We start from the raw sequence: 26,082 nt of genomic DNA, 5'->3' as shown, positions 1-26,082 counted from the left end.
GGACCGACATGTGCAGGTACAAATATGTGCGGGACAGATATAGGGAATAATGCAGGGGGATGGATTATGAAAACATGCAGGCTTAAGATTTGCGGTCTCAGCCGGTTTGGAGATATCCTGGCGGCCAATGAGATTCAGCCGGATTATATCGGCTTTGTATTTGCCGAGAGCAGCCGCAGGGTTACGCCTGATAAGGCAGCCCAGTTAAGACAGGTTCTGGATAAGAGAATCCGGGCCGTGGGCGTATTTGTCAATGCATCCATGGAGGAAATACTGGAGCTCGCCGGGAACCAGGGGACCGGCAGGGTGATTGATTTGATACAGCTCCATGGAGACGAGGATGAGGCTTACATCAGACAGCTGAAGCAGCACACCGTACTGCCGGTTATCAAGGCAATACGGGTCAGGAATAGGGAACAGATTTTAAAAGCCCAGGAGCTGCCCTGTGATTACCTTCTTCTGGACACGTATGCAAAGGGTAAGTACGGGGGCAGCGGCACCCAGTTTGACTGGGATATGATTCCCGGGCTTACAAAGCCTTATTTCCTGGCAGGAGGCATACATCTGGGCAATATAAGGCAGGCAGCGGCCCACGGACCCTACTGCATTGATGTCAGCAGCGCGGTGGAAACAGGGGGCAGGAAGGACCGGAGAAAGATGGAGGAGCTGGCCCAGGTCCTGCGGGGGCAGACGCAGAGCCCGGACTGTCCGCTTAATAGCTGTATTTAACATGACTGTATAAAGAAATTGTATCAGAAAAGGAGACACAGCAATGTCAAGAGGAAGATTTGGAATCCATGGCGGCCAGTTTATACCGGAAACACTGATGAGCGCTGTCGCGGAACTGGAAGAGGCATATGAGTACTATAAAAAGGAGCCGCAGTTCATGGCCGAGTTAAAGTATCTGCTGGAGGAATACACCGGCCGTCCTTCGCGCCTCTATTATGCGGAGAAGATGACAAAGGACCTGGGCGGAGCAAGGATTTATCTCAAAAGGGAGGACTTAAACCACACAGGTTCCCACAAAATCAACAATGCGCTGGGGCAGGTTCTTCTGGCAAAGAAAATGGGAAAGACCAGGGTCATTGCAGAGACAGGGGCCGGACAGCACGGCGTGGCAACAGCCACGGCGGCAGCCCTTTTGGGACTGGAATGCGAGGTCTATATGGGAAAGGAGGATACGGACCGCCAGGCGCTCAATGTATACCGCATGGAGCTGTTGGGGGCAAAGGTACACCCGGTGACCAGCGGGACGCAGACATTAAAGGATGCTGTCAATGAGACACTCAGGGAGTGGACCAACCGCATTGCGGATACACATTATGTTATTGGCTCTGTCATGGGCCCCCACCCATTTCCCATGATGGTAAGGGATTTCCAGAGCGTAATCAGCAGGGAAATCAAGGAACAGCTTATGGAAAAGGAGGGAAAGCTTCCGGATATGGTTATTGCCTGTGTGGGAGGCGGAAGCAATGCAATGGGAGCTTTCTATGAATTCATCCATGAAAAGGACGTGAAGCTGGTAGGATGTGAGGCGGCAGGACTGGGCGTGGAGACTGAGCAGACTGCAGCCACCATAGCCACGGGCAGGGTCGGCATTTTTCATGGCATGAAATCTTATTTCTGTCAGGACGAATACGGACAGATTGCACCGGTGTACTCCATATCCGCCGGGCTGGATTATCCGGGCATTGGACCGGAGCACGCGCAGCTCCATGACAGCGGCAGGGCCCAGTATGTGCCTGTGACGGATGATGAGGCAGTGGACTCATTTGAATATCTGTCGCGTATGGAAGGAATCATCCCGGCAGTGGAGAGCGCCCATGCAGTGGCCTATGCCAGGAAGGTGGCAGGCTCAATGGATAAGGACCAGATTATTGTTATCAATCTTTCCGGCAGGGGAGATAAGGACGTGGCTGCAATTGCCAGATATAAGGGGGTAGAGCTCTATGAATAGGATACAGCAGGTTTTTGAGAATAAAAAGGCATTCATACCTTTCATAACAGCAGGCGACCCGGACCTGTCAGTGACAGAGGCGCTTGTGCCTGCCATGGCAGAGGCCGGGGCGGATTTGATTGAGCTGGGAATACCCTTTTCCGACCCGGTGGCAGAGGGAATCGTCATTCAGGAGGCAGACCTTCGGGCACTGGCTTCAGGAACCACCACGGACAAGATATTTGATACAGTGCGCCGGATTCGCCAAAAGACAGATGTGCCGCTGGCGTTCATGACCTATATCAACCCGGTGTTTGCATATGGCGTGGATAAGTTTATGAAAAATGCCTCTGATTGTGGAATAGACGCCCTGATTGTGCCGGATATGCCCTTTGAAGAACGGGAGGAACTGCTGCCGGCTTGTAAAAAGTATGATATGACCCTGATTTATCTGGTGGCGCCCACCTCCAGGGAGCGGGCCCAGGCCATTGCCAGGGAATCCCATGGGTTTGTATACTGCGTGTCATCCCTTGGAGTTACCGGTGTCCGAAGCGAGATTACCACCAACATTAAGGAAATGGTGGACACTGTAAAGCAGGGAAAAAATGTACCCTGTGCCATTGGATTCGGCATCTCTACCCCGGAGCAGGCCGGCAAAATGGCTTCCCAGGCAGACGGAGTCATTGTCGGAAGCGCCATTGTTAAGCTGGTGGCCAGGTACGGTGTAAACTGTGTGGAACCTGTCTGCAATTATGTGAAGCAGATGAAGGCCGCAGTGGGGGTATAGATGGGCAGGAGATGAAAGGGGGAGGAAAGGGGCTGGGCGGAAGATTCTGAAGAGCGGATATACTGCAAGGCGGATATACCTAAGACTCCCTTTCCTTCGGGCCTTATAACAGCCGGCATTTACCACCTGTGTACAGATTTAAATGAAGTTCAGCCTTCTGGCTTCCGTATGAACAGCCTTTCTGATTAGGCTGTTTTTTCCATGAAATGAAGGGATGCTTAAATTCAGGGGGAATTTTGTGCTATAATCGGATAAAGCACACAACTGCCGGAAGGGAGTTCGTATTATTGCAACTTTCGGCGTAAGCCATCATATTGAAGATGACAGGATTGAGGCAGCGGCAGAGCCCTGTCCCAACCGCTGGACCCACCATGTTATTGCCAGGAGTGTGGCCGAGATAGATGACAAGCTGATGGGGCGGATTAGGAAGGCTTATGAGTTTGCGTTGGTTAAATAGGATACAGTGTAATTATGGAAAATTAAAGTATGGAAGTGATATGCGGTTTGTCCGGCAAGGACAGCCGCATATCTGCGTTTTTGCCGAAAGTGAGGGGGTGTATGTCCCAAAGAAAACAAAAGTTTTCAAAAGATAATTAATTTAACTGTAAATAATAAAAATCTATAATGAATATACCAGAAAACAGTCAGAAACATAGAAGGAGGAAAGATATGAGAAGAAAAGGCCTATGTATGGCAGCGTTATTATTGGCAGCAGCAATGTTATGCTCAGGGTGTTCAACAGATGCGTCTCCATCCGGCAATACGACGGCAGGGCAGCAGTCCAGCTCATCCCAGACTGAAGCGCCTGTAAAGGAGGAAACGGTTGCCGGCAGCGAAAAAGAAACGTCTTCCCAGGACGGCGGAGGAAAAGCAGTGAATGCGTCTGATTATCTGATTGGATATTCACAGCTGGCAAATACAGGCACATACCGGATTGCCGAGACTAACAGCATGAAGGATGAGGCGGAGAAGCGGGGGTTTAAGCTGATTGTCACGGATGCCCAGGATAATACGGCTAAACAGGTATCTGATGTGGAAGACCTGATTGCCCAGAACATTGACTTGCTCATACTGTCTCCCAGGGAGTTTGAGGGATTAGAGACAGCATTGCAGACAGCCAAAGAGAATTCTGTCCCGGTAATACTGGTAGACAGGCTTGCCAAGGGCGAGCCAGGAGTGGATTATGTAACCTATATTGCCACGGATTTTGTATGGGAAGGACAGGCAGCAGGCGAATGGCTTAAGGAAAAGACCGGGGGAACCTGCAATATCATTGAGCTTACAGGAACAGTGGGGTCTTCTTCTGCCCAGGACAGGGCTACAGGGTTCGCAGGTGTGGTGAATCAGAATGAGGGAATGAAGATTATCGCATCACAGACAGGAAATTTTGAACGGTCTGAAGGACAGAAGGTTATGGAGAATCTGCTGCAGGCCCATGGCGGTGAGGTGGATGCAGTATTCTGCCACAATGACCAGATGGCTCTGGGGGCTGTGCAGGCCATTAAGGCAGCGGGCTATAAGCCAAATGAGGATATTCTGGTAATAGGAATAGACGGGGAAATGGATTCATTTAAATCTGTCATAGCCGGTGAGATGTCGGCAACTGTTGTCAGCAGTCCCATGTATGGGCCTATTACCTTTGACACGGTAGAAAAAATCCTGGCAGGTCAGGAGGTTCCGGAGCAGACCATCATGGAAGGCGTGGTGGTGGATGCGGGAAATGCACAGGAAAATATGGACCTGGCATATTAAGCAGAGAGGTATGGGTGAAGGAACGGCCATGGAGAATCGGTATTTATTAGAGATGCAGAACATATCCAAAGGCTTCCCGGGTGTACAGGCAATCAAACAGGTGGATTTTAAGGTCGGATATGGAGAAGTACATGGATTGATGGGGGAAAATGGAGCAGGAAAATCCACCTTGATGAAGATTCTGAATGGTCTCTACAGCAGTGACAGCGGAAGGGTCCTGTTTGATGGGAAGACGGTTCATCCCCAGTCTTCCCTGGAGGCCCAGAAACTAGGTATCAGTACTATCTATCAGGAGTTGAATCTTATACCGGAACTGAGTATATGTGAAAATATATATATTGGCAGAGAGCCTATGGGAAAGTGGGGAATAGACTGGAAGGCGATGGAAAGAAATGCCAGGGAACTTCTGACAGGTATCGGCCTGGATTATGATGTAAAGCAGCCCCTCAGCATACAGGGAGCTGCTGTGGCACAGATGGTGGCAATTGCCAGGGCATTGGCCATTCAGTCTAAGCTGGTAGTGATGGATGAACCTACATCCTCCCTGGATAACCAGGAGGTTAAGATTCTGTTTCAGGTAATCCGGAGACTTAAGAGCCAGGGAGTATCCATTATTTTCATATCACATCGTTTAAATGAGGTCTATGAAATATGCGACAGGGTTACGATTTTGAAGGACGGTGTATGTGAAGGTGAGTATGGTATCAATGAGCTGGATGAGATATCCCTTGTCTCTAAAATGATTGGACAGAAGGTGGAAAACAGTGAATCGCGTTTACAGGATAATAATTATCACTGCGACAGCCAGCCAATCTGCGAGATGGAAAATATTACCAATAGCAAGCTGAAAGGGATATCGTTTAAAATGAACCCGGGAGAAGTATTGGGATTTGCCGGATTGCTTGGTTCCGGAAGGACAGAACTCATTAAGGTACTGTTCGGGGAGGATACGGATTATAGGGGAACCATTGTGATAGACAAAAGAAAAATCAGATTTAAAATGCCATCAGATGCCATCCGGCAGGGAATGGCGCTCTGCCCGGAGGACCGCAGAACCGAGGGAATCATACCAAACCTGTCGGTACGCGAGAATATATCCATTGTCCTTCTCCCGAAGCTGACCAGGATGGGAATTATATCAAGAAAAGCCCAAGAGAAAGTGGCAGCAGAGTTCATAAACAGGCTGGGCATCAAGACACCTGACATGGAACAGAAAGTCAGGAACTTAAGCGGCGGAAACCAGCAGAAGGTATTGCTGGCCAGATGGCTGTGTACCTCTCCCAGGCTGGTTATCATGGATGAGCCCACCAGAGGAATTGATGTGGGCGCAAAGGCGGAAATAGAAAAAATTGTGCGTGACCTGGCAAAGCAGGGAATGAGCGTTGTCATGATTTCATCGGAAATCAGCGAGGTGGTAAGGAACAGCAACCGGGTGATGGTGTTGAGGGATGGGCGTAAATTAGGTGAACTTACTGGCGGGGAAATCAGCCAGGAAGAAATCATGAAGAGGATAGCTGACAACAAAGTATTCAGTATGTGAGGATAAGAGGCGTGATATGAGTAAATTATTGAAAAAATACGGAGTATACCTGGCCCTCTTTGCAATGGTAGTGTTTAATAGTCTGGTTACCAGGAATTTCTTCAGCCTGAATACCTGCTGGAACATCATGATTCAGAGCACGACCGTAATGTTTGTCTCCCTTGGAATGACAGCGGCCATTGCTTCAGGCGGAATTGACATTTCCATTGGGCCCGTTATGGCCTTAAGCGCCATTGTGTTTGCCAGACTTTTAGACGTTTCGGTAATCGGTGCGTTTATAAGCGCGTTGGCGCTGGCTATTTTCTGCGGAGCAGTAAACGGGTTCATCATTGCCAGATTTTCCATACAGCCAATGATTGTTACCCTGGGAATGATGAACATGGTCCGGGGGTTTGCGGAACTGGTTAATGATGGAAGGACATATTCCTTTTCCCATCCAGTTATATCAAATCTTGGATTTTATAAGGTTTTTGGCTTAGTGCCAATCCAGGCCCTGTTTATAATAATGGCAGTTGGCGCCATGTACATATTGATGAAGCGGATGCGCTTCGGCGTTTATGTCGAAACCATAGGAGACAACCCGAAGGCAGCCAGGCTCTCGGGAATCAGGATTTCAGGCATGATGGTCCTTATTTATATGCTCAGTGGTTTTCTTGCCGGTGCAGCCGGATTGGTAGAGGCCCTGCGTATGTCCGCGGCAGACCCCATTAATTTTGGACTTCAAATTGAAGTGGATGCCATTGCCTCTACTGCAATCGGTGGTACCAATATGGCAGGGGGGAAAGCAAACCTGGCAGGAACCGTGGCCGGTGTGTTCATTATGCAGATAATAACAGTAATGGTGAATATGAACAATGTGCCGTATTCCTATTCTCTGGTCATCAAGACGCTGGTTGTCATCATTGCGGTCTGTGCCCAGAACGGAAAATTTACAAGATTGGCAGGATTTAGGAAGAGGACGGAGGTAAATACATGGGCGGTTCAAAAAAATATATAGTCTGGATACAGGAAAAGAGCGCGGTGGTTGTATTCCTGATGCTTTTCCTCATATCAGCCCTGCGGTATAAACAGTTCTTTACCCCCATCAATCTGGTAAATCTATTCAGGCAGTCCAGCATAATAGGAGTCATAGCTGTGGGGATGACATTTGTTATCATAACAGGGTGCATCGATTTGTCGGTAGGTTCCACTGTAGCTGTGTGCGGTATTCTGGCAGCACGGATGTGCTCGGTGAATATTGGGGCTGCCATTCTGGTTCCTCTGTGTGCGGGAGCACTGATTGGAATTATAAACGGGACCTTTGTAACCAAACTGGAAGTACCGCCCTGGATTACATCCCTGTCCATGATGATGTGCCTCAGAGGGATAGCCTACATCATGACCAATGAAAGCTCGGTGGATGTGGAAAAGGTTTCTCCGGCCTTTCAGATGATTGGAAGGGGAAAGATACTGGGGCTGCCGGTTCCCGGAATCCTGTTCCTTCTCTTTGTGCTGATTGGGGCCTACAGCCTTAAGTATACCAGATTTGGACGGAGCGTATATGCCACAGGAGGAAACAGGGAAGGAGCCAGGATGATGGGAATCCGGATTGACAGGACTATCATCCTATCATATATGCTGTGCGGCATCGGCGCTGCCATGTCAGGTCTGATTCTCGCCTCCAGGCTGGGGGCTGCCCAGTCTACGGCGGGAGAACTTTATGAGATGCAGGTTATTGCAGCAGTGGTCCTTGGCGGAACGCTTCTGACCGGAGGCATAGGCCATATGGCAGGCACGTTGTTTGGTGTGTTTACCATGAGCATGATAGCAAATATTTTTAACATGCAGGGAAATATCAGTACATGGTGGCAGAATGTAATCATGGGATTTCTTATTCTGGTGATTGTTATTATGCAGTCCGGACTGGAACAGATAAAAACGAAAAAGAGTGAGGAGGAAGCTATATGTTGAATTACAATCCATATACCGTTGGATGTCAGGCCGGGTGGAGGAAGTATGAGCACAACCCTGTTATTGGGGAAGACGGGGATTTTTGTTTCGACAATCATGTATTAAAAGCAGGAGACAAGCTGAGAATGTACTTTTCCTGGAGGACACATTACAGTATAGCATACACAGAAAGTGAGGATGGCCTTCATTGGGGGGAACGCCATGTGGTGTTAAGTCCCAGACCGGAGATTCCATGGGAGGAAGATTTAAACAGACCAGCCATTGATTACAGGGATGGAATGTTTCGTATGTGGTATTCCAGCCAGACAACCGGAGGATTTAATCAGAAAAAATGGGTGGACTCATATATGGAGGCATCTAAGGAGGATAAAGGCGGGTCTGTCATAGGGTATGCCTGGAGCAGGGATGGAATCAGTTGGGAAAGACTGGAAGAGCCGGTACTGGTACCAAATCAGACCTGGGAAAAGCGTTCCTTAATGTGCCCCACTGTTTTGTGGGACCAGGAGCGGAAAATATATAAGCTGTGGTATTGCGGAGGAGGGTGGTTTGAGCCGGATGCCATTGGCTATGCCGAGAGCCAGGATGGAATTGTGTGGGAAAAATGCGGAGGGAATCCGGTCTTTACGCCTGATAAAAAGAATCTTTGGGAACGGGCCCATGTGGCCGGCTGTCAGGTGATAGAAATGGATGGCTGGTATTATATGTTCTATATTGGTTATGAGGACTTGTTTAAAGCCAGAATCTGTCTGGCCAGGTCAAAGGACGGTGTAAGCGGATGGGAACGCCATCCCATGAACCCCATTATTTCGGCCGGACTGCCGGGGGCATGGGATTGTGAATCCATTTATAAGCCATTCCTGTATTATGATAAGGATTATGACAGGTGGCTGATGTACTTCAATGCCAGAACAGGAACCACAGAGCGCATAGGAATTGCAATACATGATGGACGGGACTTCTGGAATTGCTGATGGTTATATGGTGAACTGCATAAATTTTATGAAAGGCAGCAGGTTTAAGAGAACACTCCAGGCTAAGTTTGGAGCGTTCTCTATACCTGCTTTATGGGATTCATGAAAAAAATATACGCTCATATGATGAATTATAAACTTCACACCAGGCTGATGATATACTTTTCCACTATGGTAATTGTGGCCATGCTTTTGGTGGCGGGTATATCCTACATTGCATCTTACCGGATTGTGGAGGAACTGGCCTATTCCTTCAGCAATCAGTCGGCGCAGTCTGTGGCGGATAATCTGAATGACATCTTCAATGAAGCGGAAAACCTGTCAGGTCTTGTGGAGAACAATTCGATTTTCCAGAGCATCCTGAACGCAGAGATGCCGGAGGATATCAGAGATAGATATGCAACAGAGCTGAAATATGATTTTGAGTTGTACCAGCTGGCAGGATATACAATTAATGAGTTCGGAGGCTTATATGTGCTGGGGGATAATGGTTTTAACTTTAAGTCCCATAATGTGGCATTTCAGGAAACAGATTTTAGGAAGGAAGAATGGTACCGGCGCATCCATGAAGCGGATGGGGTCGTGTGGTTTGGGCCTAAGGTTTATTCCAGGACAGTTAAATCCATTGACCGGTCCTATGCTGCCATGGGATGCCCGGTGATAAATAAGGCCAATGGAAACAGAATCGGCGTGGTATTGGTGGAAATAGAGGCTGATTCTATTGAATATATCATCCGGGAATTCGGCAATATAGAAAACGGGGTCATTCAGGTACTTGATGGGGAAAATACTATTCTGTTTCAAAAAAATGGTACTGGTAATGATTCCGGTGAAGCAAAAAGCCATAAGGACAGGAACAGGAACCATTCCGTATTTTATTATACAGAGACAATGGATAATGGATGGACTGTGGAATCCTATATCCCCAAGGCCATTCTGCTGGGAAGGATTATTAACCTGGGAATCTGGCTCGGGCTGGTGATATTTTTGATGATACTGCTGGCGGTTAAGGTCACCAGCGTCATTTCCGGTACAGTGACCAATCCTATCAATAAATTAATTGACCTTATGGAACAGGCGGAACAAAAGGAATTTGCTGTTCAGATGCATGTGAAATATAAGGACGAGCTGGCGGTTCTGGGCAATAAGTTTAACAATATGATGGATTTTACAAGGCATCTGATTGCGGTCAATAATAAGGAACAGGAAAATCTGAGGGAAGCAGAATTAAAGACACTTCAAATGCAGATTAATCCGCATTTCCTGTATAATACCCTTGAAACCGTAATATGGCTGATACGGTCCAAAGAAAATGAAAAGGCAATCAGCGTGATTACATCACTCTCCAAATTTTTCCGTATTGGGTTAAGCAGGGGACGGAATATCATAATGCTAAGGGAGGAACTGGAACACGTCAGGGAATACGTTAAGATTCAAAATACCAGATACAGGGATAAAATCAATTTTTCCATCCATTTAACAGAGAATACCATGCTGGACTGTCCCATACCTAAGCTGACCCTGCAGCCATTGGTGGAGAACGCTATTTATCACGGCATCCAGGAAAAACCGGAAGGCGGGCATGTTTTGATTGAGATTGCCCGTGAAGCACAAGACAGAATCAGGATAACAGTCGCTGATGATGGCATTGGAATGACACCGGCTCAGTTGGAACGGCTTCAGACCGGGTTAAAGGAAATGGGGGAAGTGGGTTTCGGTATGTATAATACGAATCAAAGGTTATGTAATTATTTTGGGGAAGAGTCTGCTTTGAAGATTGAGAGCCGGTTTGGGGAAGGCACCAGGGTGTCATTTAGCATCAACGACAGCAGGAGGGAGGGAAAGGTGTATGATTAAGGCCATTCTTGTGGATGATGAAGATATCATCAGGGAGGGACTGTCAAACTTTATAGACTGGACTGCTTTGGGTCTGGAACTGGTGGGACAGGCATCCAATGGGAGGGAGGCTGTGGAGCTGGTAAGAATGATGGCTCCGGAAGTGATTATAACAGATGTGAAAATGCCTATGATGAATGGAATTGAACTTCTGGCCCTGGCAAAGGAACAAAGGCCGGACTGCGTGGTTATCATGATTAGCAGCTATGACCAGTTTGAATATGCCCAGCAGTCCCTTAATCTGGGCGCCTTTGCGTATCTGCTGAAACCCATTGATACGGATAAGCTGATTCATCTGTTAAAGGAAGCTGTTTTAAAAATACAGAAGGTCAGGTCAGGAGAGAAGATATTAAATACATACAGGAATGTGCTGGAACAGACCCAGAAAAATATATTAGATAATAAAATTAAGCTGATGGCACTTGGAGGAAGGGTGAATGCCCTGAATGAGACTGAGGCAAAGTATCTGGAACAGTTTACAAAATTCTGTGTGGCTTCGGTAAATGCAGAGAGACCTGAATACCAGGAAGAGTCCTTTATGGAGGAACTGGAACGTCACCTGGAAGAATGGAGGACCGGACACGCAGATGCAGCAGACATAAAACAATTCCAGAACCAGAACCGGATGACCGTGTTCTGTGTCATGATGAGAGGGGATAAAGAGATAAGCTTTCGTAAACTGCTGGCTATCTATTCCCGGTATTATACGGAAACCGTACTGGGGATAAGCGATACCGTTGATTCTGTCAGGGAACTATCGGCTGCTTACCGCCAAAGCCTGGAAGCTGTGGAATACCGTTTTTTTACAGACAGAAGTCTGATTCGCTACCGCACTGTCCGGGAGGAAATACAGCCATCCTTTAAGGATATGCCTGACTGGAACCGGAACCTGGAAATGTGTCTGAAGGATGGGAGAGAAAGTGAGGTTAATACATTTACAGATGAATTTCTGTCATATGTTTACCGGACGAAACCATCCCCGGTAATTATACGTACCATGGTTTCAGCTATTCTGCTGGAGACAATCCGTACGTTGAGAACAGCGGGAGGTAAACCAGAGGATTTGTTTTTGTCAGTATCAGACACCATTGCCGCTGTTTTGAATGAAAGCAATCCTGAATTCATGTCCAGAAAACTCAGGGAGCTGTTATGGAGCGTGTCTGATTATATTGCCAGGCTGGAAAAGCTAAGACCTAACTCAGTGGCGCAGAAGGCCAGGAAATATATAGAAGAGAATTATCAGAACCCTGATTTGAGGCTGGATGATGTGGCTGGATATGTCTATATAAATGCCAGCTATTTCAGCTCTGTTTTCAGTAAGGAAATGGGAATATCCTTTGGGGATTACCTGACCAAGGTGCGTATTGAAAAAGCAATGGATTTGTTGAAAAATACGCATATGAAGGTATATGAGATTGCTGAATGGGTGGGATACCAGAATCCCTCCTGGTTCAATGTGGCATTTAAACGGTATACGGGACAGAAGCCAGGGGATTTTAGAAAATAAATACCACACGCTGCATAATAATAATTCTGATGGGAAAAGCCGGCCCGGGTGAGCCGGCTTTTTAGGTTGGCAGTTTTAATTGCTGGTTTTGCGGCAGCGGCATAAAAACTTGCAAATGTTGTAAAAAAACCACAGCTATACAGGGAGGGGGAATAAAATCAGCAGTAATATGGATGTAAATAACAAAACAAGATAAAAATTATCGCGTAGTAAAAGAAATATATTCAATTATATCAGAAAATTCAAATCAAAATAAAAAAATCACAGTTAAAAACACATCAAGAAACGCAAAAAAATCAGGACAAAACAGAAAAAAAGGTACGATAGAATATGATATTATTTCTAATAGACAGGGACAGGAACACAAAAAAATATACAAATTACATAAAAATGGGGGATATATGGAGAGTAAGAAGGTATTAGTGGCAGGTTCCATTGTATTGGATATTATTCCTGAAGTATATATTCCGAAAGGGCAGCCCGTACCGGAAATATTCCTGAGCGAGGGCAAAACCACGGAATGTTCTTATACCCATATATATTTGGGCGGGGAAGTAGGGAATACAGGTCTGGGGTTAAAGAAGCTTGGATGTGATGTAAGGCTGGTCAGTAAAATCGGAGACGATTCCGTAGGGGAAATCGTCAGGGAAATTTTAAACCGCTATGACGCGGATTATACGCTGATTGAGATGATGGGGGAACAGTCCTCGGCCAGCGTTGCCATTGCCCTTCCGGGTAAGGATAAAATGACGCTTCACAGCAGGGGGGCTTCCCAGCTTTTCAAGGCAGCGGATATTACGGACGAAATGCTGGAAGGGGTAAAGCTGTTCCACTTTGGCTATCCTCCCAGTATGAAGTACCTGGTGGAACATGAGGGCGAGGAACTGGAGGATTTGTTAAAGAATGTAAAGTCCAAGGGAATCACTATTTCTCTGGATATGAGCCTTCCGGATTTAAAGACATTTCTGGGACATGTGGACTGGAGACCAATTCTGCAGCGGATACTGCCCTATGTTGACTTATTTTTACCAAGCCTGGAGGAAAGTATATTTTTCCTGCACAGGGAGGATTACGTTGAAATGGTGCGTAAAGCAGGGGCAAACGACCTTCTGGATTATATTGATATAAGAGGAATGGCTGAGAAACTGGCGGATGAGCTTCTGGAAATGGGCGGCACCGTGGTTATGCTGAAATGCGGGCATGAGGGGATGTATCTGAGAACAGCAGGGAAAGAGAGGTGGGGAAATATGGGAAAGGCTGCTCCGGCCAGCCTGACTGGGTGGTATGACAGGAAAATCTGGCAGAAGCCCGTAAAGGTCAAACGGATTTTGTCCAGGACCGGAGCAGGGGATATTGCAATTGCAGGATTTTTATCCTCGTTCCTGCATGAGGATAATGCAAAGACAGCTTTGGGGATAGCTGCATGGGCCGCGTCCATCTGTATTCAGTCATATGATACCATAAGCGGTCTGTGCCCGTTAAACGAGTTGTAAACAAAAGAGAAGGAGTAGGAGGTATTTCATAATGAAAAAAGGTTTGGCAAAAATGACAGCATTGGGATTATGCGCATCAATGGTCCTTTCCATGGCAGGGTGTTCCGGCGGGGGAGGTTCCGCTTCCACGGAAAAGGCGGCTGAGAAGACAGCCGGGGCAGCGACGGAGAAGGCGGTGCAGGACGGAACGGAGGGAAGCCAGGAACCCATTGAACTGACATACTGGTACTGGGAGGACGAACAGGGTACCATTGAGAACATGCTTAAGGACAAGTGGGAGGCCTATGCAGGGGACCGCATTAAGGTTAACTTTGAATCCGTACCCTCTTCCAGCTTCCACGATAAACTTATAACTGCCATCAGTACCGGTACAGGGCCGGATGTGTTTATCTGTAAGCCCATGTGGGCCCCGGAGCTGTACGGAATGGGCGGCCTGATGAATATGGAAGATGTGTTTGAGGGCTGGGAGTACGCAGATGAGGTGGACGATTTCATGCTGGAACAGATGAGGGCGGGGCTGGATAAGCTGTATCTGTATCCGCGTACCACCATTGTGATGTATCTGTATTGCCGTAAGTCCATGTTTGAGAAGGCGGGAATCGATTATCCGAAGACCGTGGATGAGTTCTTTGATGCCTGTGAAAAGCTGACCGTGGATACGGACGGGGACGGCAAGACAGACCAGTACGGATTTGGTATGCGCGGCGGCAACGGCGGCCATTACATGTGGTCATCCTTTGTATTCAGCGCATTGAAGGATAAGGATTACTATGATGGGGAGGGGAAGGCGTCCCTGGCAGACGAGAAGCTGGCTGAGATGAACCAGAAGTACATTGACCTGTATCAGAACGGTTATGTGCCGCCCTCAGCCATTACGGACGGATTCAGTGAGGTCCTTACTAATTTTAAGTCAGGCGTCACAGCCATGCTGTATCATCACATAGCTTCCATAACAACCATTAAAGAAACCTTTGGCGATGATTTTGAGGTGATACCTGTCCCCACAGGAGAGAGCGGGCAGGCATTCGGCTGTCAGGAAATGACGGGATGGGCCATCAATCCTAATTCCAAGAACCTGGAGGCAGCGGAGGAGTTTGTGAAATGGGCGTCTTCACCTGAGATTCATGATGTGCGGTGTGAGAAGCTGCAGCAGGTGCCGTTCATGTCTTCCGTACAGGCATTGGACAAGTACAAAAATGACCAGGCATATAAGGTATCCATGGACAACATGCTTTCCGCCCATACATTGCCGGTAGGACCTGAAATCACAACTTATACAGAGGAAATATGGGCACAGACATTCCAGAGAGCCCTGATGGGAGAACTGAGCAGCATGGAGATGCTGGAACAGCTGGACAAGTGCCTGAACGGGGAAATGTAGGACTAAAACCATGAGAGGGTGAGCGTATGAATCGGGGAAAAGCAGCCGGAAAAAGGCGCAGGAAATCAGACATATATGTTCCCATTATATTGTTAATGCCGGCATTTCTGCTGGTGGTGGGAGTCATAATTTATCCAATCTGCTATGCAGTGGGACTCAGTTTCCAGTATTATAAATTGACGGATTATGTAAACCGCCAGTTTATCGGTTTAGAAAACTACATATCTGTCTGGAGGAATGAGACATTTCTGGCTTCCCTGGGAAATACGGTAAAGTGGGTGGGAATCACTGTTGCCTGTCAGTTCCTGTTTGGACTGGTGCTGGCCATGATTCTGAACGTCCCATTCAAGGGAAGGGGCATCATCCGTTCCATTACGCTGATGCCCTGGGTCACCCCGGGCGTTGTAATTGCGCTTATGTGGGTGTGGATTTATAACGGCAATTTTGGCGTCCTGAACAAATGTCTGACGTCCTTGGGCATCATCAGCAAAAATGTCCCGTGGCTGGGCTCATCCCGGACAGCGCTGTACAGCCAGATTGTAACCATGATATGGCAGGGAATTCCTTTCTTTGCCATCATGGTACTGGCAGCGCTGCAGACCATATCCGTGGACCTGTATGAGGCAGCGGATATAAGCGGGGCCAATTCCTGGCAGAAATTTGTGTATATCACGCTGCCGGAGCTGATGCCCACAATCATAACTACCTGCATGCTGAGAATCATATGGGTCTTTAATAATGTGGAGGTGCTCTATCTGATGACCGGAGGAGGACCGGGCCACAGCTCCATGACTGTATCCCTTGTAGCCTATATCAAGGCGCAGAAATCCCTGGATTTCGGACAGGGGTCAACCATAGCAATCTACGGCACCCTGTTTATGATTCTCTTTATGACCATATATTTAAAGCTGACAAGGCGGGGGGATGAAGATGAAAAGGACTAAACGAATTCAGAAGCTTGTAATGCTTATTCCGCTTATTCTGATAGTGTGTTTTGTGATATTTCCTTACATATGGACATTCCTGACCTCCATAAAGCCTACAGATGAACTGTATACCACCAACATAAAAATACTGCCCAGGGCAACGACCTTCCAGAATTACGTGACGCTTTTTACGGGTACGGATTTCCTGGCCAGTATGTTCCACAGCATTGTGATTGCAGTCATTACAAGCTGCATCTCCATGCTGGTGTCATCCATGGCATCCTATGCCTTTGCCAGGTACAGGTTCAGGGGGAAGAACCTGGCCCTCAGCGGTATCCTGCTGTTATATATGTTTCCGTCGGTCCTTTACCTGACTCCGCTGTTTGTGGTGTTTAATAAGATGAAGCTCATAGGCTCTCCTGTTGCATTGGTGGTTTCATACTGTACGTTTACCATACCCTTCAGCATATGGCTTCTCACCTCATATATGAAGAGCATTCCTCTGGAGTTAGAGGAGGCGGGCAAGATAGACGGGGCCAATGTCCCACAGCTATTATATTATGTGGTAATGCCGCTGCTGAAGCCAGGGCTTATTGCTACCGGCACCTATGTGTTCATCAATTCCTGGAATGAGTATTTGTTTGCAGTCATGTTCACGACTTCCAATAACAGGACGCTTCCTGTCTCATTGGCATCCCTGGTAGGAGAGTATGACCTGAGATGGGACATCATATCAGCAGGAGCAGTGGCAGCCATGATACCGGTGGTTATCCTGTTCATGTTTATACAGAAGAACCTGGTGGCAGGTCTGACTGCCGGTTCGGTAAAGGGGTAAAAATGAAGAATCAAGCAGCATTTTTGATAGATAAACAGAGATTAGAGATTATGGATTGTGAAATGCCGTCCGTTTCCGATACGGATGTGTTGGTTGAAGTGGCCCATGTGGGAATCTGCGGAAGCGATATGCACATATTTGAGGACCCGTATTATGCGGTAAAAGATATAAAGCTTCCGGTAGTGCTTGGCCATGAATGCGCCGGACGCGTAGTGGAGGTGGGAAAGAAGGTAGAAGGAATCGTACCAGGCGACCGTGTTGCGCTGGAGCCAGGCGTACCCTGTCAGACCTGTGAGTTTTGTATGAGCGGACGGTATAACCTGTGTCCGGACGTACGGTTTCTGGGGGCCAGACCATGGCTGAACGGCGCATTCAGCCGTTACGTCAGTCATCCCGCCAGATGGACATTCAAACTGCCCGATGCAATGGACACAGTGGAAGGAGCTTTGCTGGAGCCGCTTGTGGTGGGAATGCATTCAGTAAACCGGGCCAATCCCGGGACCGGACAGGCCGTGCTGATACTGGGAGCAGGGTGCATCGGGCTTATGACCCTGGAGGCATGTCTGGCCAGGGGAATCACAAATGTGACCATATCGGATTTATATGAAAACCGGCTGAATATGGCCGGCACCATAGGCGCCAGACATACGGTCAATTCATCAAAAGAGGATATTGTGACAAGGACCGCGCAGATAACCGGCAATAAAGGATATGACGTGGTATTTGAGACTGCGGGAAGCCAGAGAACAGCCGCATTGACAGCGGACCTGGTGAAACGAGGGGGAAAAATTGTAATGGTCGGGAATGTGTTCGGGGAAACTCCATTCAATTTTTTCAAAACAAATTCAAAGGAGGCGGACATACTGGGAGTATTCCGTTATCGGAACCTGTATCCGGCAGCCATAGAGCTTTGCGGCGAGGGGCAGGCGGAACCAAAGAAGATAGTGACCAATTATTTTGAATTTGAAACCATACAGGCAGCCATGGAGTATGCCATTACAAAAAAACAGGAAGCTGTCAAAACAGTGATTCGGATGTAGAAAGACGGGGACAGGAACATATGTATACAGATGTGAAGACAATACTGGATGACGCATCCAGAAATCATTACGGCGTATTGGCTGCATCCGCCATCAACCTGGAATTGGCAAGGGGGCTGATAGCGGCTGCTGATGAACTCCAGGCGCCGTTAATCATTCTTATGGGTCAGATGCAGATGACCAGACATGCCAGGGCGGATGTGATGGTGCCTCTGATAAAGACGCTGGCAGAGGAGACCAATGTCCCGGTGGCCCTGATTCTGGACCACGGAAGGGACTGGGATGTGATTACACATGCATATAGGAACGGTTTCTCCTCTATCATGATTGACGCTTCTGCTTATGAGATGGAGGAGAATGTAAAAAGAACGAAAAGGGTCATAGAGCTGTGTCATCCCCAGGGAGTGGCGGTGGAAGCAGAACTGGGCCATGTGGGACAGGCTGCCCTGGGAGACCAGACAGATGATTCCTGCTATACGCGGCCTGAGGATGTAACGGAGTTTCTGAGCCGGACCCATGCAGACTGCCTGGCCATTGCCTGTGGTACGGCCCATGGACAGTACCCAAAGGGCGTTACCCCTGAAATACGTTTTGATATCATACGGGCTGTCAAGGAAGTGACGGATGTGCCCATTGCTCTTCACGGAGGTTCCGGTTCAGGGGATGAAAATATAAAAAAGGCAGTGGAGGCAGGTATAAACAAGGTGAATGTCTGCACGGAAATATTTAATTATGTCCGCGATGAAATCAGGAAGACACTGGAGGAGACGCCGGAAATTGACCTGTTAAGCCTGATGTCCCTGACCGAGCAGGCGGCCAGAAAAATTGGAAAGCATTTCATTGGCCTGACCGGCTCCCAGGGAAGGGCAGCTAATTTCCGGAGAAGGTCAACCTTTCAGTATGGCTTTGCGCAGACAGAGACGGATGGGGGAGAATAAGGGGAAAAGGCCGGAAAGAAAATATACAGGTATAACGATGAAGGAAAATGAACAAGGGTGGAACCGATACCAGAGGTTTCCACCCTTATTTCCGTTTAAAATCCTCCGCCTGTTTGAACTTAGAATATTGTTTTGGACTGAGACCGGTGTGCTGTTTGAAGATACGGCTGAAATGGGACAGGTTTTTATAACCGACAAGACCGCATACAGAATCTACGGGAAGATTTTGTGATAGAAGTTCCTTTGCCCTCATGATACGGCAGCTGATGATATACTGGTTTGGTGAAGTGCCTGTCACATTCTTAAAAAGATTGCACAGATAAAATTTGTTAATATAAAAAGTGGAGGACAGCAGCTCCAGGGAAAGCTCGTCGCTCAGGTGCGTATGGATATGGTTGATGACGGAGTAAATCAGGCTGTAGGACGAGGTTATGGTATCGGATGAAATATTATGGTACTTCCGGTACAGGTTATTTATAAAAATCAAAAATTCTCCCAGAAGGAATTTGACTTTCAGGTCGTAGCCGTAATCCTGTTTGGTGGTATCATCGTTGCATGCAACCAGCCGTTTTAGCTGGGCCAGACATTCCTCTGCCTGGGAAATGGTCAGCGGCAGGATATATGGATTTGAGAACGGCCTTAAGAAAAAACATTCCAGCAAATCCGTTTCCTTGGAGGACAGGGATTCAATGTATTCGGGTTTAAAGGAAAGCGTATACCGTTCAAAACGTTCGCGGGTATTCAGGGTAATCTTATGCAAATCCATATTATTGAATAAAATAATACTGTTTTTGGGAACCTTCCAGTTTTTTTCGCTTACATGACAGACCGTATTGGGCGTGAGCATGAATATGATGTCAAACTGTTTGTGGGTATGATATTCATGCTGCTCCGGGCCGTAGGTCACTTTGTATTTGAACGAAAAATCCTCGGAAAAATGGGGGGATATGGGTGTTTTAGCGGGCATAATCTTGAGCAGGTCACCTCCCTTGCAAGTTCTCATAATTCCAATTATTGTACATAACATACCAGGATTTATGCAACTATTTAATTAAACATCAAAAGAAATGCAAAAAACACAGAAAGAATAGTAAAAATCCATTGTGAGTAACGCATAAAAGGCGCATCATGGAATTTGGAAAAACTTTTGAAGAAAACAACTGCTTTCTGTCAATATTATGGTAATAGAAAGCAATGGAAAACTGTTAATATAAGATTACCGAAGGGATGGCAGGGCGATGGAACAGGATACAGGAGGGAACATGATGCAGGAACGGCAATATAAAATTCTGAAGCTGCTGTACAGGTCAGATGGATTCGTGACTGTAGAGTATCTGGCGGCAGAGATGCAGTGTTCCCTTAAGACTATCAGGAACGATTTGAAGCAGCTGGGAAGTTTCCTGGAAGAACACGGGCTGGGAAAGGTTGTCTCTAAGAGTAACAAAGGCGTCTGTCTCATGAAAGAGAAGGACTGGGCAGCTGCAAAGCAGGCATGGAACGATGAGAACCAGATGGAGCTCTACGGCACGGACAACCAGTTCCAGATACTGGAGCTGCTGCTGAAGCAGAGAAGCATACAGAAGATGAAGCTGGAACAGAGGCTTCTCATCAGCAGGCTGGACGCTGAAAAGGCCACCAATCAGGCGGCCGCATGGCTGGAGGCCCATAGGATAGCCGTTACCTGTAAGAGAGGACAGGGGTTGCAGATTGAGTGCAGCGAGTACGATTGGCGCATGGCCATGTGGGTGCTTTTTGCGGATATATCCAGGAAACGCCAGGAGTTTGGGGACCAGTCGCTGAAAAACCAGACAGAGAAGTTTTTGTGGGGCTTTGATATGACCGGGGTTACAGGGGCCATCGCAGGGCTGGAACGGGAATTCGGGATACACTACAGTTTTGACGGGTACCAGCAGCTTTCCTTCCTTCTCTCATTATGCGTTATACGAATCAGGAAAAAGGAATTTGCGGAGATTCCGGCTGCGGATTTTGAGTATGGGGCTAAAGAAAGGCAGGGTTCAGAAAGTCAGGGTTCAGAAGGGCAGGGCTCAGAACATCAGCGGCATATGCGGACCTGCATGGCGTACCAGGGTGTGGAATACGACCGGAATATGGGAGAAATATGCATAGAAAGCCTTAAGAAATATTATAGCATCAGCTTTCCTGAGGGCGAGAAGCAGTTTGTGGTACTGGCTTTGGGGATTGCAGAAATACAGGAGTTTACAGGAGAGACATCCAGGCGGACCTTTATGGAGGCAAACCAAAACATCTGCCGGGTGACGGATAAAGTGATTTCCATTACCGGCAATATCCTGGGGCAGGGTCTTGGCAGGGATGAATACCTGTTTGACAGCCTGCTGCTGTACATGAAATCCAAAATCCTGAAGCTGGGGTACAACATACCGGAGGAAAATCCCCTGAAGGAGGTTGTGAAGTCCAAGTATCCCAATATATACGCAGCCGCCTGGTCAGCCAGCCTTGTCATTGAGTCTGAGCTGGGGGTGAGAATCGGGGAGGACGAGGTGGCTTACCTGGCATTATATATAGGCGGGGCCATTGAACGCCTGAATGTGGGAGTGGAGGTGTGTATCCTGTGCAACCACGGTATCGGTATATCCAGAATCCTCAAGGAACAGATTGAGCGCTCCATACAGAACATACATGTGGTAGATGTGCTGACTACCAGGGATACACTCAAGATTCAGAAGAGCCGGTGTGATTTTCTCATATCATCTGTTCCGGTGGGAAATGTATTTGCGGGAAAGGATGCGGTACAGATTGGTAATGTGCTGCAGCCCTGGGACATACAGCAGATTCAGAATAAAATGAAACTGGTCCGGAAAAAGAAGATGAGGCGGATTGCGGCGAAGGCGGAATACTCCGAGTATCAGCTGTTTCATTCCTCCCTGATATACCATTTTCCGGGAAAGACCCATAAAAGGGAAATCATATCCTTTCTGTGCGCCAGACTGGCGGAGGCAGGCTATGTAACGGAGGATTATGAGCAGACCGTACTGGACCGGGAGGAAACCACATCCACTGTGCTGGACCTTGGAGTTGCCATTCCCCATGGAGCTGCTTCCTGCGTCTGCCACCCGGCGATTGCAGCCGCCATATTGGAGGAGCCGGTGGATTGGGGCAGGGACAGGAGCGTGGACCGGATATTTCTTCTGGCCCTGAATCTGGATGAACGGTTTAAGGCAAAGGGACAAATCATCCGTTTTTATTCCGCCATTGTCACATTGCTGGATGACAAGGAGGCCTATGAGGAATTCCACGGCCTGAGGGGACAGGAAGAAATTACAGATTATTTAAATTCTATGGTAAAAGGAGACAGGAGAGCATGAATCTGCTGGAAGTAATCAATGAAAATGCAGTGGCCGTCAATGTAAGGGCGCAGAATAAGGAGGAGGTGTTTGAATATGTGTGCGACCTTCTTTTAAAGGACGGCAGCATTACATCCAAGGAAGCGTTCAAGCAGGATTTATATATAAGGGAGTCACAGGGAAAGACAGGCATTGGGGACGGAATCGCCATTCCCCATGGAAAGTCGGCGGCTGTGAAACGCAACTGTATATCGGTCCTTAAGCTGGAACGCCCCATACAATGGGAGACTCTGGATGGCCTGCCTGTGCAGGTGTTTATCGTATTTGCCATCAATCAAAGGGATAAGGATGACTACTTCCTGCGCCTCATGGCCAGCGTTGCCAAGAAGCTGGCACAGGAAGGGACATGCAAAAAACTGATGGGAAGCAGCACAAAGGAAGACATTCTGGAAGCATTTTGTTAGGCTGCTTCACTGGATTCGCGGAATACAGGAGCAGCGTGTTTATGACGAACAGGAGGAAATAAAGGATGAATATAGTAGGGGTTACGGCATGTACGGCGGGCATTGCCCATACATACATTGTCAAGGAAAAGCTGGAGCAGGCAGCCAGGAAGCTGGGATACACATGCAGAATCGAGACACAGGGAAGCATTGGAATCGAGGAACAGCTGACACCGGAGGAAATCCAAGCTGCCGATGTGGTCATTTTGGCCATTGACGTGAAGATTTCAGGGGAAAACCGGTTTAAGGGAAAACCAGTGGTGCGCATGAGCACGGAGAAGGCTATGAAAAATACCGGAGCGCTGCTTCAGAGCATTGAGGAAGCGCTGGCAAAAAAGAAAAACGGAGGGGATTAAGATTATGGGTGGGTTTAAATTATCAGAGATTAAGAAGCATGTGATGACAGGAATATCATTCATGATTCCCATTGTTGTGGGCGCAGGCTTATGTATGGCACTGGGAACCGCCATTGGAGGGACCAAGGTATCCGAGGCAGAGGGAACACTGATATGGTATATCTGGAGGACCGGTAAGGTTGGTATGGGCTTTGTGGTGCCTGTGATTACGGCTGCCATTGCGTATTCCATTGCGGACAGGCCGGCTATTGCACCTGGATTGATTCTGGGGTCCATTGCTTCGGAGATTTATACCGGATTCATCGGAGGCATTATAGCAGCCTTCCTTGTGGGCTATACAGTGCTGTTTCTGAAGAAATATCTGAAGGTGCCCAAGACCATGCAGGGTCTGGTTCCTGTACTTATTCTTCCGTTCCTGACCACATTGATTTGCGGTGCCCTTATGTTTGCTGTTATAGGAAAGCCGGTTGCTTTTGTCATCAATGCATTGCAGAATTGGCTGATAGGACTTCAGGGCGGTTCCAAATTCATTCTGGGAGCCATTGTGGGAGGCATGTGCGGCGTTGACTTTGGCGGTCCCATCGGCAAGACAGCTTCTCTGTTTGCAAACGGCCTGCTGGTGGACGGCATATACGGTCCGGAGGCAGTGAAGCTGGTTACATGTATGATTCCTCCTATGGGCGTAACCCTTTCCTACATTCTCACCAGGAACAAGTACACAAAGGCTGAGAAGGAAGCTGTAAAGGCTGCGTTCCCAATGGGTATATGCATGATTACAGAAGGCGTGATTCCGTTGGCCATGAACGACCCGTTGCGTGTAATCGGATCTTCCGTGATTGCCACATCCATAGCAGGAGGACTCACCATGGTGCTGGGAATTGAGAATTATGTAACAGCAGGCGGATGGTTCATTATCCCGCTGTCCAATAAACCTTTGATGATGGCTGCCATGGTAGCCATGGGAGGCGTTATCATGGGAGTTATACTTTCCCTGTGGAAGAAGGTGGTCACGGAAGACGATTCCATGGATTTTGGCATGGAGCAGGAAAACGGGGAAACCACCACCGATGGAATGACATTTGAGAACTTTTAGCGACATCACAGATATTGTCTGATAGGAGGATAAAAAATGCTGCTGAATCTGCAGAAAATACTGGAGCCTGCTGTAAAGGGGAATTTTGCAGTGGGAGGGTTCAATGTAACAGAAAGCACTATGTTCAAAGCTATTGTGGAGGAAGCGGAACACTTGGAATCTCCGGCTATCATCCAGGTTTCTCCCAATGAATTTCAGTTTTCGGAGCGGGAACTGTACCTGTACTTTTCGGTCCGCCTGCAGGGCAGCAGGAATCCATTTGTGCTTCACTACGACCACAGCAAGTCCTATGAGGGGTGCATCCGCGCCATTCAGGCAGGCTTTACCTCTGTCATGTTTGACGGCTCGCAGATGGAGTATAACCAGAACGTGGAATGCACCCGCCGGGTGGTGGAGGCAGCCCATGGGGCCGGCGTGTCGGTGGAAGGGGAAATTGGGACCATAGGGGAGACAGCGGACTATGCCAGCGGCACGGTCCGGGATATGGTATACACATCACCGGAGCTGGCCAGACGGTTTGTGGAGGACACCGGAGTGGATGCCCTGGCGGTTTCCATCGGCACGGTGCACGGCATTCTTCCAAAGGGATATGTGCCCAGACTGCAGCTGGAGCTTCTGAAAGAACTGGCTGCCGCGGTGCCGGTGCCTCTGGTGCTTCACGGAGGCTCCGGCACGCCCCATGAGGAGGTTGCCGCTGCCTGCAGGACGGGGATTCACAAGGTAAATATATCCAGTGAGTTCAAACATGCCTATTATCAGAGCGTAAGGGAATTTGTGACAAATCATCCCACCCAGGTCAGTCCCACCCAGGTCCTTAAGGATGCAGTGCAGGAGGTAAGGAAGGTGGCAGGGACAAAGATGCAGGTACTGGGCTGCGCCGGGAAGGCACATTGCTACATAAAATAATATCAATTAAGGGGAGTACATAATGTATACAGACATCAAAACAATTCTTGACGATGCAAATAAAAACAACTATGCCGTTCTGGCTGCATCCGCATTTAACATGGAGCTGGCCAGGGGACTGATAGCAGCCGCGGATGAAATGCAGGCGCCCTTAATTATCCTGATGGGCCAGGCCCAGATGACGAAACACGCCAGGCCGGAGCTGATGGTACCCATGATACGGACGCTTGCAGAGCAGACCAATGTGCCGGTGGCCCTGATTTTGGACCACGGCAGGGACTGGGAGAAAATCACCTGGGCTTACAGACAGGGATTTTCCTCCGTTATGGTGGATGCTTCGGCCTATGAGATAGAGGAGAACATTGCCAGGACGAAGAAGGTAGTGGACCTGTGCCATGTACAAGGGCTGGCAGTGGAGGGCGAGCTGGGCCATGTAGGGCAGGCCGCCACCCTGGACGGATGCGACGAGGCGCTGTATACAAAGCCGGAGGAAGCAGTGCGCTTTGTGCAGGAGACAGGGGTGGACAGTCTGGCCATTGCCTGCGGCACTGCCCATGGAAATTACCCCAAGGGCTTTGTGCCAACCATTAACTTTGATGTCATAAGAAGGGTGAAACAGGCGGTAAACATGCCCCTGGCACTACACGGCGGCTCCGGTTCAGGGGACGAGAACATCCGAAGGGCAGTGGAAGCAGGAATCAACAAGGTGAACATTGCCACTGAGATATTCAATGCGTGCAGGGATTACGTAAAGACCCGTCTGGACCAAAAGCCGGACCTGGATTATATGTCCCTTATGATGGAAACGGAGCAGGAGTGTAAGAAAACAGTAAAGCATTTTATCGGCCTCACAGCATCTGAGGGAAAGGCAGCCGGTTTCCGGAAGAAGTATGCATTCTGCCACGGAATCAGCCAGATTGATACAGGGATTGGCGAATAAGGGGACACG

23 protein-coding genes are annotated in these 26,082 nt (G+C 48.2%); 22 read left to right on the top strand and 1 reads right to left on the bottom strand.

All coding sequences use genetic code 11. The features are described from left to right. Positions 1-66: 66 nt before the first annotated feature. The 16 genes from I2H39_RS10285 (at position 67) to I2H39_RS10210 (ending at position 18,952) form a co-directional block, all read left to right on the top strand. On the top strand, positions 67-729 hold the full coding sequence (locus I2H39_RS10285; protein ID WP_138310785.1) for a phosphoribosylanthranilate isomerase: 663 nt from the start codon (positions 67-69) through the stop codon (positions 727-729). A 43-nt stretch (positions 730-772) separates the two neighbouring features. Next, complete coding sequence (gene trpB, locus I2H39_RS10280; protein WP_138310786.1) at positions 773-1,957, top strand: tryptophan synthase subunit beta; 1,185 nt, start codon at positions 773-775, stop codon at positions 1,955-1,957. Beyond that, positions 1,950-2,723, top strand: a complete 774-nt coding sequence (trpA, locus tag I2H39_RS10275; protein ID WP_138310787.1) for a tryptophan synthase subunit alpha — start codon at positions 1,950-1,952, stop codon at positions 2,721-2,723. The genes trpB and trpA overlap by 8 nt, the downstream gene beginning before the upstream one ends. A gap of 669 nt (positions 2,724-3,392) precedes the next feature. Continuing rightward, the gene (locus I2H39_RS10270) at positions 3,393-4,475 is read left to right on the top strand and encodes an ABC transporter substrate-binding protein (RefSeq protein ID WP_138310788.1); all 1,083 of its coding nucleotides are present in this window, start codon (positions 3,393-3,395) and stop codon (positions 4,473-4,475) included. Between the two features lie 10 nt (positions 4,476-4,485). Further along, a complete protein-coding gene (locus I2H39_RS10265) occupies positions 4,486-6,015 on the top strand; it encodes a sugar ABC transporter ATP-binding protein (protein ID WP_330640710.1) in 1,530 nt (509 codons plus the stop codon). Positions 6,016-6,031: 16 nt separating this feature from the next. Beyond that, a complete protein-coding gene (locus I2H39_RS10260; RefSeq protein WP_138310789.1) occupies positions 6,032-7,012 on the top strand; it encodes an ABC transporter permease in 981 nt (326 codons plus the stop codon). Further along, entirely contained in the window at positions 6,988-7,965 is a 978-nt protein-coding gene (locus I2H39_RS10255) for an ABC transporter permease (RefSeq protein WP_138310790.1), read from the top strand. The genes I2H39_RS10260 and I2H39_RS10255 overlap by 25 nt, the downstream gene beginning before the upstream one ends. Then, entirely contained in the window at positions 7,959-8,936 is a 978-nt protein-coding gene (locus tag I2H39_RS10250) for a family 43 glycosylhydrolase (protein WP_138310791.1), read from the top strand. Before I2H39_RS10255 ends, I2H39_RS10250 begins: the two co-directional genes overlap by 7 nt. 123 nt (positions 8,937-9,059) lie before the next feature. Continuing rightward, positions 9,060-10,793, top strand: coding sequence for a sensor histidine kinase (locus I2H39_RS10245; RefSeq protein ID WP_227146361.1), 1,734 nt, complete (start codon positions 9,060-9,062; stop codon positions 10,791-10,793). Then, entirely contained in the window at positions 10,786-12,339 is a 1,554-nt protein-coding gene (locus I2H39_RS10240; RefSeq protein ID WP_138310793.1) for a response regulator, read from the top strand. The genes I2H39_RS10245 and I2H39_RS10240 overlap by 8 nt, the downstream gene beginning before the upstream one ends. A gap of 401 nt (positions 12,340-12,740) precedes the next feature. Further along, complete coding sequence (locus I2H39_RS10235) at positions 12,741-13,832, top strand: carbohydrate kinase family protein (protein ID WP_138310794.1); 1,092 nt, start codon at positions 12,741-12,743, stop codon at positions 13,830-13,832. A 31-nt stretch (positions 13,833-13,863) separates the two neighbouring features. Beyond that, positions 13,864-15,213 carry a sugar ABC transporter substrate-binding protein gene (locus tag I2H39_RS10230; protein ID WP_138310795.1) on the top strand — a complete coding sequence of 450 codons (1,350 nt, stop codon included), beginning with the start codon at positions 13,864-13,866 and terminating at the stop codon, positions 15,211-15,213. A 26-nt stretch (positions 15,214-15,239) separates the two neighbouring features. Continuing rightward, positions 15,240-16,157, top strand: a complete 918-nt coding sequence (locus I2H39_RS10225; protein ID WP_138310796.1) for a sugar ABC transporter permease — start codon at positions 15,240-15,242, stop codon at positions 16,155-16,157. Next, positions 16,144-16,974 (top strand): carbohydrate ABC transporter permease, encoded by an 831-nt coding sequence (locus I2H39_RS10220; protein ID WP_138310797.1) that lies wholly within the window; start codon positions 16,144-16,146, stop codon positions 16,972-16,974. The genes I2H39_RS10225 and I2H39_RS10220 overlap by 14 nt, the downstream gene beginning before the upstream one ends. A gap of 2 nt (positions 16,975-16,976) precedes the next feature. Continuing rightward, a complete protein-coding gene (locus I2H39_RS10215; RefSeq protein ID WP_195626390.1) occupies positions 16,977-18,014 on the top strand; it encodes an NAD(P)-dependent alcohol dehydrogenase in 1,038 nt (345 codons plus the stop codon). A gap of 32 nt (positions 18,015-18,046) precedes the next feature. Continuing rightward, positions 18,047-18,952: a class II fructose-bisphosphate aldolase gene (locus tag I2H39_RS10210; RefSeq protein WP_347708578.1), complete on the top strand. Its 906-nt coding sequence runs from the start codon at positions 18,047-18,049 to the stop codon at positions 18,950-18,952. Between the two features lie 85 nt (positions 18,953-19,037). On the opposite strand, the gene I2H39_RS10205 is transcribed toward I2H39_RS10210, so the two are convergent. Beyond that, positions 19,038-19,955, bottom strand: coding sequence for a helix-turn-helix domain-containing protein (locus tag I2H39_RS10205; protein ID WP_240305260.1), 918 nt, complete (start codon positions 19,953-19,955; stop codon positions 19,038-19,040). A 235-nt stretch (positions 19,956-20,190) separates the two neighbouring features. Between I2H39_RS10205 and I2H39_RS10200 the strand changes: the two genes are divergently transcribed. The 6 genes from I2H39_RS10200 to I2H39_RS10175 all read left to right on the top strand — a co-directional run bounded on the left by I2H39_RS10200 (position 20,191) and on the right by I2H39_RS10175 (position 26,073). After that, the gene (locus I2H39_RS10200; RefSeq protein ID WP_227146370.1) at positions 20,191-22,296 is read left to right on the top strand and encodes a PTS sugar transporter subunit IIA; all 2,106 of its coding nucleotides are present in this window, start codon (positions 20,191-20,193) and stop codon (positions 22,294-22,296) included. Beyond that, a complete protein-coding gene (locus I2H39_RS10195; RefSeq protein ID WP_138310801.1) occupies positions 22,293-22,739 on the top strand; it encodes a PTS sugar transporter subunit IIA in 447 nt (148 codons plus the stop codon). The genes I2H39_RS10200 and I2H39_RS10195 overlap by 4 nt, the downstream gene beginning before the upstream one ends. Positions 22,740-22,804: 65 nt before the next feature. Then, complete coding sequence (locus I2H39_RS10190) at positions 22,805-23,134, top strand: PTS fructose transporter subunit IIB (protein WP_138310802.1); 330 nt, start codon at positions 22,805-22,807, stop codon at positions 23,132-23,134. A 4-nt stretch (positions 23,135-23,138) separates the two neighbouring features. Continuing rightward, a complete protein-coding gene (locus I2H39_RS10185) occupies positions 23,139-24,227 on the top strand; it encodes a PTS fructose transporter subunit IIC (protein WP_138310803.1) in 1,089 nt (362 codons plus the stop codon). Positions 24,228-24,263: 36 nt separating this feature from the next. Next, complete coding sequence (locus I2H39_RS10180; RefSeq protein WP_195626389.1) at positions 24,264-25,133, top strand: ketose-bisphosphate aldolase; 870 nt, start codon at positions 24,264-24,266, stop codon at positions 25,131-25,133. Positions 25,134-25,155: 22 nt separating this feature from the next. Next, the gene (locus tag I2H39_RS10175; protein WP_138310805.1) at positions 25,156-26,073 is read left to right on the top strand and encodes a class II fructose-bisphosphate aldolase; all 918 of its coding nucleotides are present in this window, start codon (positions 25,156-25,158) and stop codon (positions 26,071-26,073) included. Positions 26,074-26,082: the final 9 nt, after the last annotated feature.

The sequence above is a fragment of the Clostridium sp. 1001283B150225_161107_B6 genome (assembly GCF_015556325.1).
Lineage (GTDB): Bacteria > Bacillota > Clostridia > Lachnospirales > Lachnospiraceae > Enterocloster.
Note: the sequence above shows the minus strand (reverse complement) of the source record. Positions and strands in the feature narration are given on the sequence as shown.